The sequence below is a fragment of the Actinomadura macrotermitis genome (assembly GCF_009604375.1).
Lineage (GTDB): Bacteria > Actinomycetota > Actinomycetes > Streptosporangiales > Streptosporangiaceae > Spirillospora > Spirillospora macrotermitis.
In genome coordinates, this window is record NZ_WEGH01000002.1 from 806,841 (window position 1) to 821,387 (window position 14,547).

The 14,547-nt window shown below is 72.2% G+C and carries 6 protein-coding genes; 1 reads left to right on the forward strand and 5 read right to left on the reverse strand.

Annotated elements, in window-relative coordinates; translation table 11 throughout:
* Positions 1–2: 2 nt before the first annotated feature.
* Positions 3–791, forward strand: a complete 789-nt coding sequence (locus tag ACRB68_RS15615) for a tryptophan synthase subunit alpha (RefSeq protein ID WP_153533190.1) — start codon at positions 3–5, stop codon at positions 789–791.
* Here ACRB68_RS15615 and ACRB68_RS15620 read toward each other — a convergent pair.
* The 5 genes from ACRB68_RS15620 to ACRB68_RS15640 form a co-directional block, all read right to left on the reverse strand.
* Positions 781–2,016: a cytochrome P450 gene (locus ACRB68_RS15620; protein ID WP_153533191.1), complete on the reverse strand. Its 1,236-nt coding sequence runs from the start codon at positions 2,014–2,016 to the stop codon at positions 781–783. The two genes, ACRB68_RS15615 and ACRB68_RS15620, sit on opposite strands and share 11 nt — an antisense overlap.
* Positions 2,016–2,834, reverse strand: coding sequence for an SAM-dependent methyltransferase (locus tag ACRB68_RS15625; RefSeq protein WP_153533192.1), 819 nt, complete (start codon positions 2,832–2,834; stop codon positions 2,016–2,018). The genes ACRB68_RS15620 and ACRB68_RS15625 overlap by 1 nt, the downstream gene beginning before the upstream one ends.
* 95 nt (positions 2,835–2,929) lie before the next feature.
* Positions 2,930–4,318 carry an amino acid adenylation domain-containing protein gene (locus ACRB68_RS15630; RefSeq protein ID WP_328594252.1) on the reverse strand — a complete coding sequence of 463 codons (1,389 nt, stop codon included), beginning with the start codon at positions 4,316–4,318 and terminating at the stop codon, positions 2,930–2,932.
* Positions 4,315–13,194: a condensation domain-containing protein gene (locus ACRB68_RS15635; protein WP_153533194.1), complete on the reverse strand. Its 8,880-nt coding sequence runs from the start codon at positions 13,192–13,194 to the stop codon at positions 4,315–4,317. The genes ACRB68_RS15630 and ACRB68_RS15635 overlap by 4 nt, the downstream gene beginning before the upstream one ends.
* A gap of 21 nt (positions 13,195–13,215) precedes the next feature.
* Positions 13,216–14,418, reverse strand: a complete 1,203-nt coding sequence (locus ACRB68_RS15640) for a cytochrome P450 (protein ID WP_153533195.1) — start codon at positions 14,416–14,418, stop codon at positions 13,216–13,218.
* Positions 14,419–14,547: the final 129 nt, after the last annotated feature.

Here is a 14,547-nt window from a genome sequence, read left to right on the forward strand (position 1 = left end):
CCATGAACCCGTCTGGAGAAGGCATGAACCGGTTCGGCGACCGCCTGGCCGCGCGGCGGTCCTCGCTGCTCATCGTTTACCTCACGCTCGGCGACCCGCTGACGACGGCGGGCCTGGACCTCCCCCTGGCCGCCGTGGAAGCGGGCGCGGACGTCATCGAGGTCGGCATCCCCACACCGTCCACCGCGCCGAAGGGCGCCATCGTGGCCGAGTCGTTCCAGCGCGCGGGCGGCCTCCCGCCCGAGCGGGCGTTCGCGCTGCTGGGCGAGATCCGGGCCGCCCTTCCCGGCACGCCGATCCTTTCCCTGATCTATCCGGAGACGGTCGCCGACCTCGGCCGGGAACGGCTGATCACCGAATCGGTGCGGTCCGGCACGGACGGCCTGGTGCTGACCGCCCCGGACCCGGGAGAGCTGCGGGACGTCGCCGCCGGCGGGCTGGCCGCGATCCCGGTGATCCGGGCGGTGGACGACCCGGCGGCGGACGCCCTGGAGTCCGCCGCGGCCCCCGCGACCTATCGCACCATGTCACCGGCCACCGGCTCGGAACTCGACGCCCCGTCGGCCGGGGCACTCGCCGAGACCCTGGCCGCGACCGCGCGGAAGCCGTTCCTCGCCGGTTTCGGCATCTCGCGCCCGTCCGAGATCGGCCTGATCGCCCCGCACGCCGCGGGCATCGTCATCGGCAGCGAGCTGCACCGGGTCCTGCTCCGCTCGGCGCCCGGGAAGCGGCTCGACGCGGCGCGCTCGGCCATCAGGGAATGGAAGGCCGCGACCGTCGTCACCAGCTGACCGGCAGCGCGACCAGGCCGTAGACGTTCGCGTCCTCCTTGAACCGCAGCCGCTCCACCTCCACCGCGAGGCGCAGGCCGGGAATGCGCCGCAGCAGCGCCTGCAGTGCGATCCGTAGTTCGAGCCTCGCCAGGTTCGCGCCGAGGCACTGGTGGGGGCCGTAGCCGAACGCCAGGTGATCGCGCCGCCCGCGCGTGAGGTTCAGCGTGTCCGGGTCCTCGAACACCTCCGGGTCCCGGTTCGCGGTGGAACCCAGCCCGATCACGCCTTCCCCGGCGCGGATGGTCACTCCGCCGATCACGACGTCCTCGAGCGCGGTGCGGGAGGTGGTGACCTCGGCGATGGTGAAGTAGCGCAGCCATTCCTCAACCGCGTCATCGACCAGCGCGGGGTCACGGGCCATGGCCGCCCGCCGTTCCGGGCCCTCCATCAGGAGGGCCATGGTGCTCAGCGAGATCATGCTGGCGGTCGTCTCATGCCCGGCGATCAGCAGCGTCCAGGCCAGGTTGACCAGTCCGTCGTGGTCGTAGACCGGATCCGGCTCGGCGCGCTGCCCGGCGACCAGCCTGCTGATCAGGTCGTCCCCGGGGTCGCCCTCCTTGGCGCGGACCAGCCCGTCGAGGTACTGCCGGATCTCGGTGACCGCCCGGACCCACGTCTCCCGATCCGTGCCCCGGTCGACGTAGAGGTCGGTGCGGGCCTGGAAGTACTCGTGGTCGTCGTACGGGACGCCGAGCAGCTCGCAGATCACCAGCGACGCGACCGGGAGCGAGAAAGCGGACACCAGGTCCACGGGACGCTCGCGGGAGCTCAGCAGGTCGTCCAGCCTGTCCTCGACGATGCGCTCGGCCCGGGGCCGCAGCCCGGCCACGCGCCGCACGGTGAACTCGCCGGCCACGGCGCGGCGGGCGCGGGCGTGCGCCGCGCCGTCGAGGCTGCCGATGCTCTGCGGGAACGCCTTGACGGCCTGCGCCTGGCCCGGCGTGAACAGGGGGAACCCGGGATGAGCCCGGTCGGAGCCGAACCGGGGGTCGGACAGCATCGACCGCACGTCGGCGTAGCGGGTCAGGAGCCAGGCGGTGTTGCCGCCCGCCATCCTCACCCGGGAGACCGGCTGCTCCCCGCGCAGCCGCGTGTACTCCTCACGCGGCGCGAACGGGCAGGTCCGGGCCAGCGGGACGGGAGGGATGTCCGCCGCCGGGACGGGAGGGGTGCCCGCCGTCATCAGAACGGGCCCGGCCTGTGGGCGACCGCGATCAGGCATCCGATGTCGGCGACGTCCATATCGGAGGAGATCGTCGCGTTGTGGATGTCGTCGACGTTGACCCCGTGCACCCGCTCGAACTCGTCCCGGTGGCGCTGGAGGTTCTCGGTGATGCGCGGCACGGTGTACCTGGTGTGGTCGGTCACGTCGACCAGCTCATCCAGGACGAACCCGGCATCCGCGATGACCTGCGGATACTCGTCGAGGCTCGTCAGCGAGCTGAGCTTCCCCGCGCCGCCCGCGGAGCGCTCCAAGCCCTTGGGGACGGTGAGGTCCGTCAGGACGAGCCGCCCGCCGGGAACAAGGACGCGCCTGATCTCCCGCAGCGCCTTCGCCCGGTCCATGTGCACCAGGGACTCGAACGCCAGCACCGCGTCGAAGGACGCGTCGTCGAACCCCGTCTCCATCGCATCGGCCTTCTGGAAGGTCACCCGCTCCACCAGCCCCCGAGCCTCCGCACGCTCGCCCGCCTTGCTGATCTGCAGGGCGTTGGTCGAGATCCCCACCACGGCCGCCCCGGTGGCCTCGGCGAGCCGCACCGCCGGCTTGCCCACGCCGCAGCCGACGTCGAGCACGCGGTCGTTCCCGCCGACGCCGAGCCTGCCGATGAGGACGTCGGTGAAGCGGTCGGTCGCGACCTCGATCGAGCTGTCGTCGGCCGCGTCCTCCCAGTATCCGAAGTGGTAGTTGTCGTCCCAGATCATGCTCAGCAACGGCCCGAACGAGTCGTACAGGTCCGACACCTGGTCGGTGCCGGTCGCCGCGGATCGAGAGGTCATGATGTTCCCTTCGGCGTTGGGGGCGAGGGGTCCTCCACCAGGCTAGGAGCCCGGATCGGAGGCGACCATGGGACCTTGGTGCCGTGGCCCGGGGGCTAGCCGCCCATGGCGGGCACGACGTAGGCGACGAGCCGCTGGTCCCCCGGCCGGTCCTCGCGCAGGGTCACCGCGCACCGCGAGACCCCCTCGCACCGGGCCAGCACGGACTCGATCTCGCCGAGCTCGATGCGGAAGCCGCGCACCTTGACCTGGTTGTCGACCCGGCCGATGAACTCCAGGTCGCCGTTCTGGTTCCAGCGCACGCGGTCGCCGGAGCGGTACATCCGGGAACCCGGCGAGCCGAAGGGGTCGGCCACGAACCGCTGCGAGGTCAGGTCGGGACGGTTGAGGTAGTCCCGGGCGAGGCCCGGGCCGGACACATACAGCTCGCCGGTCACGCCCACCGGGACCGGGCGCAGCGCGTCGTCCAGCACGTAGAGGCACAGGTCGGGCATCGCGACGCCGACGACGCTCGCCGGTTCTCCCTCGGTGTCCGACCTGGACAGCAGGCGATAGGTGACGTGCACGGTCGTCTCGGTGATCCCGTACATGTTCACCAAGGCCGGGCTCTCGTCACCGTGGCGCGCGTACCAGTCCTTCAGCTTGCCGAGGTCGAGCGTCTCGCCCCCGAACACGACGATCCGCAGCGACAATGGCCGCTCTCCGCCGTCGTCGCGTTGCAGATGCGCCTCCATCAGCGGATAGAAGGCCGACGGTGTCTGGTTCAGCACGGTGACGCCCTCGTCGATCAGGAGCCGCAGGAGATCCTGGGGGGACCGGCTCACCGCGTGGGGCACGATGACGAGCCGGCCGCCGTGCAGCAGCGCGCCCCACATCTCCCAGGCCGAGAAGTCGAAGGCGTGGGAGAAGAACAGCGCCCAGACGTCGTCCGGCCCGAAGCCGAACCAGTGGTCGGTGGCCGAGAACAGGCGGATCACGGCCTCGTGGGAGACCTCGACACCCTTGGGCACCCCGGTGGAGCCCGACGTGTAGACCACATACGCGATGTTCGACAGGCTCAGCGCGTGCGTGCGGTCGGCGTCGACCGGGTCCGGCGCGTCGGCGGCGGACGTCAGCGCGTCGATGTCGACCACCGGCGCGGCCGACTCGGGCAGGGTTTCGAGCACCGGCCTGCTGCTCAGCACGAGCGCCGGATCGCAGTCGCCGAACAGGAAGGCGATCCGTTCGGCGGGATAGGCGGGATCGACCGGCACGTAGGCCGCGCCCGCCTTGAGCACCGCCAGGATCGCCACCACCAGTTCCGCGGACTTGTCGAAGGCGACGACGACGCGCCGTTCCGGCCCGGCGCCCCTGGCGATCAGCTCGTGCGCGAGGCGGTTGGCCCGCGCGTTCAGCTCGCCGTAGGACATCGAGACGTCGCCATGGACGACGGCCACGGCATCGGGGGCGCGACGCGCCTGGACCTCGAACAACTCCGCGATCACGCAGGCTCCCCTCGTCGGCATCGGCGGTCGAGCTCCGCGAGCAGGTCGCCCACCGAGTGCTCCGGCCGCTCCGCGGCGATCCGCAGGAGCAGGTCGAGCCGGTCCAGGTACTCGGCGACCCTTCCCTCGGGGAAGCGGTCGGCGTAGTGGTTCATGTTGATCATCAGGCTGTCGTCGAGGAACGCGAACTCGATGCGCAGCGGGTGGTCGGTCTGGTTGACGAACTCGATCGGCGTCGCGGCGAGCACGTTCCCGAAGCGCTCGAAGTTGCCCGCCAGCTCGGGGAACGTCTCGTTGACGATGTAGCTCTCGAAGAGGAACCCGCTCTGCGGCACCCCGGCCAGCTCGTACAGCCGCTCCGGCGGCATGTACTCGTACCGGGCGATCTCCGAGACCTTCCGCTGCAGCCCGGCCAGCATCACCGGCAGCGGCAGCTCGGGGCGGACCGCGAAGCGGACCGGGAGGATGTTGAAGAACTGGCCGATCGCGCTCTCCACGTCCCCGGTGAGGGTTCCGTCGTCGGCCGTGGCCCGTCCGGAGAACACGGTCCCGAACACCGGCTCCGGGCTTGCGGTCATCGAGCTCAGCAGCGCCGCCCACATGCCCTGGAAGAGGGTGTAGGCGGTGAGGTTGTTCCGGCGGGCCAGCTCGGTCAGCTTCGTCGTGACCTCCGGTGGCACCACCGTGCTCTCCTGCAGGTACGGCAGCGCCGAGCGCGCGCCGTCCTCCGGCGCCGACGTGATGACCGGCGACGGGAGGGAGAGGCCGTCGAGCTCGGCGCGCCAGAAGTCCTCGGCGGCGGTCATGTCCCGGGTCCGCTGGGCCGCGCAGAACTCCCCGTACGCCGGGGAGTCCGGGACCGGGACGGGGTCGCGTCCGGCGAGGACCGCCTCGTAGGCGTCCAGGAGCGCCCGCAAGATGATCATGTAGCTCCAGCCGTCGTGCTCGGCGAGGTTGAACATGTACAGGTACTCGTAGGCCTGGTCGCCGAGCCGGAAGAGCGCGACCCGCATCTGCGGCGTGGACTCGGGATCGAAACCCTCCTCGCGTTGCCGGACGATGTGCGCGTGCAGCCGCCGCTGCTGCTCGGCCGGGGGCACCGGGCGCCAGTCGAACTCCTCGAACACCAGCGGCGCCGAGGCGCGGACGACCTGGACCGGATCGCCGTCGTTCCACACGTACGACGTGCGCAGCGCCCCGAACTGGTCGATCGCGTGCTGCCACGCCTTGCGGAGCGCCTCCGGGGAGAAGTCGGGCGCCTCGATCCGGAAGCGGTGGTGCACGACGTTGGCGCCGGACTCTCCGGTGGTGCGCGCCCGGTACAGGATGTGCTGCTGCGTTCCGGTGGCCGGGTAGGCCCGCTCGGCGTCGGCGTACAGCTGCCGCATGCGTTCCAGCAGTTCCTCGTCGACGAACCTCTCGGCCATGCGGGCGGTGGTTCCGCCCTCGGCCACGCGGGTGGCGGCGAGCTCGGCCAGGTCCGCGATCGTCTTGTTCTGGAAGACATCCTGCGGGGTGAGCTCGATGCCCTTCGAGGCGGCCCTGGTGACCATCCGGATCACCAGCAGCGAGTCCCCGCCCAGCGCGAAGAACGTGCTGGTCACGCCCACCCGCTCGACCCCGAGGACCTCGGCCCAGATCGCGGCGAGATCGTGCTCGACCTGCGTTCGCGGAGCGACGTAGCCGTCCGCGGTCTCCATGCGGGCGACATCGGAAGGCGGGGGCAGCGCGGCCCGGGCGAGCTTGCCGTTGCCGTCCACCGGCAGCTCGGGCAGCACGACCAGCGCGGAGGGGATCATGTACTCGGGGAGCCGCTCCCGCAGGAAGACGGCGATCTCGGCGGTGAGCCTCCGGCTTGCCTGCGCCAGCAGCGGATGGTTCGCAAGGCCGCGGATCGAGTCGCCCGTCCCTTCGGCCGGAGGCTCCAGCCAGTCGGGTCGCCAGGCCGAGCCGGGGCGGCGGAAGACGACCCGGTAGTCACCCCTCTCGTAGGGTTCGGTCCAGCCGACGCCGGCCTGGTAGCCGAGTTCCTCGGCGAGCTGCCACCACTGGTCCGGCTCGATGCCGCCGCCGTCCTCCTCCGGCTGCGGAAGCGTCTCCGCGCCGTCGGCGGCCCCGATCGCCTCACGCCAGGCGTTGACCGAGGCCAGCCGGGCGTTGGGGACGCGGTCGACGACCAGGGCGTCCGGGGATTCGGCGAGCAGTGACCTGACGCCGTCGAGGGTGATGTCACCCGCCGCCCAGTCCAGCCACCGGGGATCAGGGGCCGCCACCGGATCACCGCCGACATGCAGCGCGACGTCGTAGCGGTACCGGGTGAGCTCGTTGTGCCGCCACCCGCGCCTGAGCATGACCTCGCCGCGCGAGACAGCGGGCATCTCCTGGCGCAGCACCGCGAAGAAGCGCGGGTCGACGACCAGTTCCTGCTCCTGGTCGATCCTCCGGCGGACCCTCGTGCCGAGGTCCGCGACCGTCGCCGGACGGTCGGCGCGGCGCAGCTCGGCCTCGGTGTGGAAGGTCTCCAGCAGCGGCAGGCTGCGCAGGTCACCGAGGAACACGGTGCCGCCGGGTGTCCGCACCCGTGCCACCGCCCCGGCGACGACCTCCCGCAGGTAGCCCGCATCCGGGAAGTACTGCGCCACCGAGTTGATCACGACGAGGTCGAACGGTTCCTCGCCCTCGACGGCCCGGTCGAGCGCCTCGAAGTCATTGCCCTGGCAGTGCACGAGCTTGACGCGGGTGGAGTCCGGCAGGTCGCCCAGGATGCGGTCCTCGACGTAGGACAGGGCGGCGTCGGACACGTCGGTGCCGCAGTAGTACTCGGTGCCCGGCGCGACCCGGGACAGCAGGAGCCCGGTGCCGCAGCCGATCTCCAGCACCCGCCGCGGCCGGTACCCGAGGAGCCGCCGGACGGTCCCCTCGACCCACACCCGCATTTCCTCGGCGGGGATGGGTTCGCCGGTGTAACTGCTGTCCCAGCCGACGATGTTGAAGTCGTCGCCGTGGGCGGCGGGTGTGCCGGAGTAGGTGGTGTCGAAGACCTCCTGCCATTCGGCGACGCGGTCGGCGGTCAGCCGCGCGTCGTCGCGGGGTTCCTGCGCGGCCGCGGCCGGAGCGGCGGCGAACGCCTGGACGCGGGTGCCGGACGCGGCCTGCTCGCGTTCGGCGTCGCCGTCGCCGGCCGGGATCTGCGCCCGCCCCTCGTGGACGAGCGTGCCGTCCGGCAGGTAGCGCGCCAGGTCTCCCGTTCTGATCAGGTGGGACCCGGCGTGCGGGCCACCGAGGTACAGCTCCCCGACGGCTCCGACGGGCACGGGGTTGCGGTGCTCGTCGAGGACGTAGCCGCAGGTGTTGGCGATCGGCTGTCCGAGCGGAACGACCGTGGTGTCCTCGTCGTCCTGGCACGGCCTGTGCAACGCGATGCCGACGCCCCGCACCGGTGTGTAGAGGGCGTGCAGTTCGACGTCCGGGAACAGGGCCCGGAACCGCCGGCTCTCCGAGTGCGGGAGCCGCTCCCCGCTGACCAGCACGCGGCGCAGCGGGGTCGGCGCCCCGGCCTCCGCGCGGTCGAGGAACAGCCGCAGCATCGAGGGGACGAAATGCATCGTGGTGATCTCGCGGTCCCGCACCAGCGAGGCGAGGAGGGGAACCGCGTGCACCGCACCGGGCTTCGCGAGGACCGTCGGAACTCCGGCCAGCAGCGGCCAGAAGATCTCCCACACGGACGCGTCGGAGCCGACGGGCGATTGCTGCAGCACGCGGTCGCCGGCTCCGAGCCGGAACCGGTCCTGCATCCAGAGCAGCCGGTTCACGGCGTCACGATGGGCGACCGGGACCGCCTCGGGCCGCACGCAGGGATCGGGCGAGTAGATCAGGTAGGCGGGGTGGTCTCCGTCCGTCGCGCAGTCCGGCCGGGTGGCCGGTTCTGACGCCGCCTCCGCCAGGACCTCCCGTGTCACGACGGCGGGTGCGCAGGCGTGCGCGACGATGGCCGTCACGCGTTCCGGCGGGCAGGCCGCGTCGATCGGCACGTACGTCCCGCCGGCTTTGAGGACGGCCAGGGCGGCGACCACCAGTTCCCAGGACCGTTCGAGATGAACCGCCACCGGGGTTCCGGCGGCCACGCCCATGCCGCGCAGCCGGTGGGCGAGCCTGTTCGCGCGGCGGTCGAGGTCACCGAAGGTCAGCTCGACCGCGTCGGCCGCCAGCACCGCGACGGCGTCCGGCGCGGCGTCCGCCTGGTCCTCGACCAGCCGGTGCAGGGCACGTCCGGCCGCGGCGCCGAAGTCGCGCTCGGTGCGGTTCCATTCGACCAGCACCAGCTCCGAGTCGGCCGGGGCGAGCACCGGCAGGGCCGACACCGGATGGTCCGCCGCGTCGACGACCGCCCGCAGCACGGTCTCGTAGGAGCGGACGATCCGTTCCGCCGTGCGGCGTTCGAAGATGTCGGTGTTGTACTCGACCTCGCCGCCGAAGCCGCCGTCCGCGCGCTCGGTGAGCGAGATCCACAGGTCGAACTTGGCCGTGCCGTTCCGGACCTCCCGCGCGTGCCCGAGCATGGGCTCGTCGCGCAGCAGCTCGCCCATGACCGGCTGCATCGCGAAGCAGACCTGGAACAGCGGGTTCATGCTCATCCCGCGGTCCGGCAGCAGTTCCGACACCAGCAGCTCGAACGGGAAGTCCTGGTTGGCGTAGGCGCCCCGGGCGATCTCGCCGACGCGGCCGACGAGCTCGGCGAACGTCGGGTCGTCGCCCAGCTCGGTCTTCAGCACGACCGTGTTCACGAAGAACCCGACCAGGTTCTCGATCGCGGTGTGGTGCCTGCTCGCGGCGGGCGTGCCGATCACCACGTCGTCGCTGCCGGTGTAGCGCCGCAGGACGACGTTCAGCGCCGCGACACAGGTCATGAACAGGGTCGCGCCGTGCTCGGTGCCGAGCGAGCGCAGGTCCGCGACCAGGTCGCCGGGAAGCTCGAACCGCAGGCTACCGCCTTGGAAGGTCTGCACCGGGGGGCGCTCGCGGTCGGCGGGCAGCTCCAGACCGGACTGGTTCATGCCGAGGCGGCCGCGCCAGTAGGCCAGCTTCTCGTCGTACACGGCGCCACTGAGGCGTTCCCGCTCCCACAGCGTGAAGTCGCCGTACTGCACGGGCGGCTCCGGCAGTTCCGGCTCCTCGCCGGCGTCCAGCGCGCGGTAGATCCGCAGCGCCTCCTTCACGATGATGTTGCCGGACCACGCGTCGGTGATGATGTGGTGCATGTTCAGCACGAGCTCGTGCCGGTCGGGGCCCATGCGCACCAGCTTCACGCGCAGCAGCGGACCGCTTTCGAGGTCGAAGAGGCGCCGCGCCTCGTTCTGGGCCAGCCGGTCGAGCCCGGCCTCCCGTGCCGCCGCGTCGAGGCCCTCCAGGTCGACGACGGGCAGCGGGATCTCCAGCGACTCCAGCACCGCCTGCCAGGGCTCGCCGGCCTCGCTCGGGAAAACCGTGCGCAGCGCGTCGTGCCTGCGCACGACCTCGTTGATCGCGGTGTGCAGCAGGTCGGCCCGCAGGGCGCCGCGCAGTTCCAGGATCAGCGCGACGTTGTAGGCGGGGCTGTCCGGCGCCATCCGGCTGAGCGCCCAGAGCCGCTGCTGGTGGAACGACAGCGGCACCCGCCCATGGTCGCCGCTCTCGCGGCGGTCGGCCGCGACGTCGAGCAGGTCGCGGCAGTGGGCCTCGCTCCGGCCGTCCTCGCACGCCGCCTCCCCCGACAACTCGGCGGTCACCCGCTCGGCGAGCTCGGCGACGGTCGGGTGGTCGAAGGCCGCCGTGGTGGGAAGCGCGGTCGCCAGGGCGGTGTTGATCCGGTTGCGCAGCTCCAGCGCCGTCATGGATTCGAGGCCGAGATCGAGCAGCGCCGACCGCGTGCCGACCGGCTCGGGCGTCGCGTACCCGAGCACGCTCACCACCGCCGAACGGACCAGTTCCAGGACCCGGGCGGCACGCTCGTCCGGCGCCATCGCCAGCAGGTCGCGCCGGAGCGACCCGTCCTCGTCGCCGTCCGGTTCCACGGAGGTGAGCGGTTCCGGCGCCGCGCCGAGGTCGGGCGCGTTCAGCCAGAAGCGGCGCCGCTGGAACGCGTAGGTGGGCAGCTCGATCCGGCGCGCCCCGGTCCCGGCGAACATCGCCGGCCAGTCGACGGGCACACCCCGCACGTGCGCCTCGGCGAGGCTCGTGAGAAACCGGCGCGGGCCGCCCTGGTCGCGGCGCAGCGAACCGAGGACGGCGGCGGCACGCCCGTCGCCTTCCAGGGTCTCCTGGATCGAGGGCGCGAGGACGGGATGGGGGCTGACCTCGATGAAGGCGTCGACTCCCCGCTCGGCGAGCGCTCGCGTGCCCTCGTGGAAGTGCGCGGTCTCCCGGAGGTTGCGGTACCAGTAGCCGGCGTCGAACGACGTGCCGTCCACCCACCGCGACTCCACCGTCGAGTAGAACGGGACGGCCGCCTCCTCTGGGCGTACGGCGGCGAGCAGGTCGTGCAGTTCGTCGCGGATGCCTTCGACGTGCGCGGAGTGCGAGGCGTAGTCCACGGGTATCCGGCGCACGCGGACGTTCTCCCGCACGTAGCGCGCGGACAGCTCGTCGAGGGCGCCGGGCTCCCCCGACACCACCACCGACGACGGCCCGTTCACCGCCGCGATGCCCAGCCGCCCGTTCCACGCGCGGCCGTGCTCGGCGACGATGTCCGCGGGAAGCCCGACCGAGAGCATCCCGCCCCTGCCCGCCAGCGCGCGCAGGGCTTTGCTCCGCAGCGCGACAACCCGGACGGCGTCCGGGAGCGAGAGGATGCCCGCGACGTGGGCGGCAGCGATCTCCCCCTGGGAGTGGCCGATGACGGCGGCCGGCGCGACGCCGCACGAGCGCCACAGTGCCGCCAGCGAGACCATCATCGCGAACAGCGCGGGCTGGACGACGTCCACGTGGTCAAGGCCCGGGGCGTCCTCGGGCGCCGCGAGCACCTCCAGCAGCGACCAGTCGACGAACCGCTCCAGCTCGGCGGAGACCTCGCGCATCGACTCGGCGAAGACCGGCGAGGACTCCAGCAGGCCGAGGCCCATTCCGGGCCACTGCGCCCCCTGCCCGGGGAAGACGAACGCCGCGCGGCCGCCGAGGTCGGCGCGGCCGCGCACCACCCCCGGCACGGGATCGTCCGCGGCGAGCCCCGCGAGCTGCTCCTTCAGCTCCGTGCCCGTCCCGCCGAACACCACGGCGCGGTGATCCAGCGTGGCACGGGTCGTCGCGAGGGACCGGCCGATGTCCAAGGGCGAGCCCTCGGGCCCCTCCTCGACGAAGGACAGCAGCCGGGCGGCTTGGCCGCGCAGAGCGCCGGAGGTCTTGGCCGACAGCACCCAGGGCAACGCGCCGTCGAACACCCGCCCGCGGGCGGGGTCGTCCGGGGCCGCGGCCTCGCCCGCCACGGCGGACGGTTCTTCGACGATGACGTGGGCGTTGGTGCCGCTGACGCCGAACGACGACACCGCGGCGCGCCGCGGACCGTTCCGCCGGGGCCACGCGGCCGGCTCGGTCACCACCCGCACTCCGCCGTCCGCCCACCGGACCTGCGGTGTCGGCTCGTCCACGTGCAGGGTCGGCGGGACGACACCGTGCCGCATCGCCAGGACCATCTTCATGATCCCCGCGATGCCGGCCGCGGCCTGCGTATGCCCGAGGTTCGACTTGACGGAGCCGAGCAGGACGGGCGCCTGCGCGGGCCGGTCCCGGCCGTAGGTCGCCAGGACGGCCTGCGCCTCGATCGGGTCGCCGAGCGGGGTCCCGGTGCCGTGCGCCTCGACGACGTCGACGTCTCCGGCGGAGAGCCCGGCGTTCGCGAGCGCCTCCCGGATCACCCGCTGCTGCGCGGGTCCCTTCGGTGCGGTCAGGCCGCTGCTCGCGCCGTCCTGGTTCACCGCCGAGCCCCGCACCACGGCGAGCACCGGGTGGCCGAGCCGCCGGGCGTCCGACAGCCTCTCCAGCAGCACCAGCCCGACGCCCTCGGCCCAGCCGACACCGTCCGCGCTTGCGGCGAACGACTTGCAGCGCCCGTCGGGGGCCAGCCCGCGCTGCCGCGAGAACTCCACGAAGACGTCCGGTGACGACAGGAACGTCGCGCCCCCGACGAGGGCCATCGAGCATTCGCCGTCGCGCAGCGACCGAGCCGCCCAGTGCAGGGCGACCAGCGACGAGGAGCAGGCGGTGTCGACCGTCACCGCGGGCCCTTCCAGGCCGAAGGCGTAGGCGACGCGTCCCGACGCGACGCTGCCCGCGTTCCCGCTGCCCACGTAGCCCGCCAGCTCGTCGGGGACCGACCGCAGGCGCGGGACGTAGTCGTGGTACATCAGGCCGACGAAGGTGCCGGTCCTGCTTCCGCGCACCTGCGACGGCGGGAGCCCGGCCCGCTCGAACGCCTCCCAAGCGCACTCCAGGAGGAGGCGCTGCTGCGGGTCCATGGCCAACGCCTCACGCGGCGAGATCCCGAACGGCGCCGGATCGAACTCCGTGCCGCCGCGCAAGAAGCCGCCCTGGCGGGTGTAGGACCGGCCGGGACGGCCGGGCTCGGGATCGTACAGATCCCCCAGCGGCCAGCCGCGATCCTCGGGGAAGCCGGAGATCGCCTCCTCGCCACGGGACACGAGCCGCCACAGATCGCCCGGGGTCTCGACGCCGCCGGGGAGGCGGCAGGCCATCGACACGATCGCCAGCGGCTCGTCCGTCCGCGGCCCGCCGGACGGCCGTCCGGCGGCCGGGCCCGCGAGCCGCTCGTTCGCCTCCCGCAACCGCTCGTTCTCGAGGAGGGCCGCCCGGAGCGCCTCGACGACCGACTCAGCTGAGATCGCCACCGCTACCTCGCATCCGCCCGTTCACCAGGCCACCGGAAGTTCCCAGGGCCCGCGGATGAGCATCGCCGAGCGCCACCGCACCTCCTCGGGCGGGACGGCCAGCCGCAGGTCCGGGAACGCGGCCAGCAGCGACCGCACCGCGATCTGCAGCTCCATCCGGCCGAGCTGCGCCCCGAGGCAGTGGTGGGCCCCGTGGCCGAACGTCAGGTGCGGGGTGTCGCGGCCGGAGAAGTCCAGCGTGTCGGGGTCGGCGAAGACCCCGGCGTCGCGGTTCGCCGATGCCATCGCCGGCAGGACCGCCTCTCCGGCCCGCACGGTGACGTCACCGACCTGGACGTCCTCGGTCGCCACCCGGGCCATGAAGGCGTTGGCGCCGAGCGGGGTCATGCGCAGCAGCTCCTCGACGGCCTGGGGCACGCGCCCGGGGTCGTCGCGAAGCTCGGCGAGCCTGTCGGGGTTGGTCAGCAGCAGGTGGCAGAAGTTGCTGATGAAGTTGCCGGTCGACTCGTGGCCCGCGATGAGCACGTCCACGCCGATGCCGATGATCTCCTCGTCGGAGAGGTCCTCCGCCTTCTCCTGGGCGAGGACGGTCAGCAGATCGTCGGCGGGCTCGGCCCGCTTCGCGGCGACGAGACGGCCGAGATAGGCGTGCAGGTCCGTGTGCGCCTGGATGATCTGGTCCAGGGACACGCCCAGGCCGGGGTCGTTCACGGTGATGATGTCGGCGAACCCGCGGAATGTCGGCCGGTCCTCGTAGGGGACGCCGAGCAGGTTGCAGATCACCATGATGGACAGCGGCAGCGAGAAGCCCTGCACCAGGTCGGCGGGAGGACCCTGCCGCCGCATGTCGTCGAGCAGCCCGTCGGCGAGCTTTTGCACACCGGGCCGCAGCGACTCGACGCGGCGCATGGTGAACGCCTTGGCCACGGCCCGGCGCAGCCGGGTGTGGTCGGGCGGGTCCATGGCGAACAGGCTCGTCGGCAGGGAGGCGAAGGGCAGCTTGCGCGGCTCGTCGTCGCCGACGGCCCGCGCCCTGCTGAAGCGCGGGTCGCCGAGCACGGTCCGGACGTCCTGGTAGCGGGTCGCCAGCCAGGCGGGCCGACCGTAGGCCATCTGCACGCGCGCCATCCCCGGCTGTTCCCGCAGTTCCCGGTACCGCGGGTGGAGGTCGAGCGCTTCCGGATCATCGAACGGATAGGGGCAGGTCTCGGATTCAGAAGACATGGCGACCTCGCTTGCTCATGAGAGAAAACGGTGGCGAATTGCCAAGTAATATCTGATATTACAACGCTGTCAAATCATCGACAAGTGCTTGACAGTAGTATTCAGATCATCACTCTTGGTGTCGATGAA

Bases quoted from the DNA above. Each gene is read 5' to 3' on its own strand.
- ACRB68_RS15640 (WP_153533195.1), bottom strand. From the start codon at position 14,418: ATGTCTTCTGAATCCGAGACCTGCCCCTATCCGTTCGATGATCCGGAA.
- ACRB68_RS15625 (WP_153533192.1), bottom strand. From the start codon at position 2,834: ATGACCTCTCGATCCGCGGCGACCGGCACCGACCAGGTGTCGGACCTG.
- ACRB68_RS15620 (WP_153533191.1), bottom strand. From the start codon at position 2,016: ATGACGGCGGGCACCCCTCCCGTCCCGGCGGCGGACATCCCTCCCGTC.
- ACRB68_RS15615 (WP_153533190.1), top strand. From the start codon at position 3: ATGAACCCGTCTGGAGAAGGCATGAACCGGTTCGGCGACCGCCTGGCC.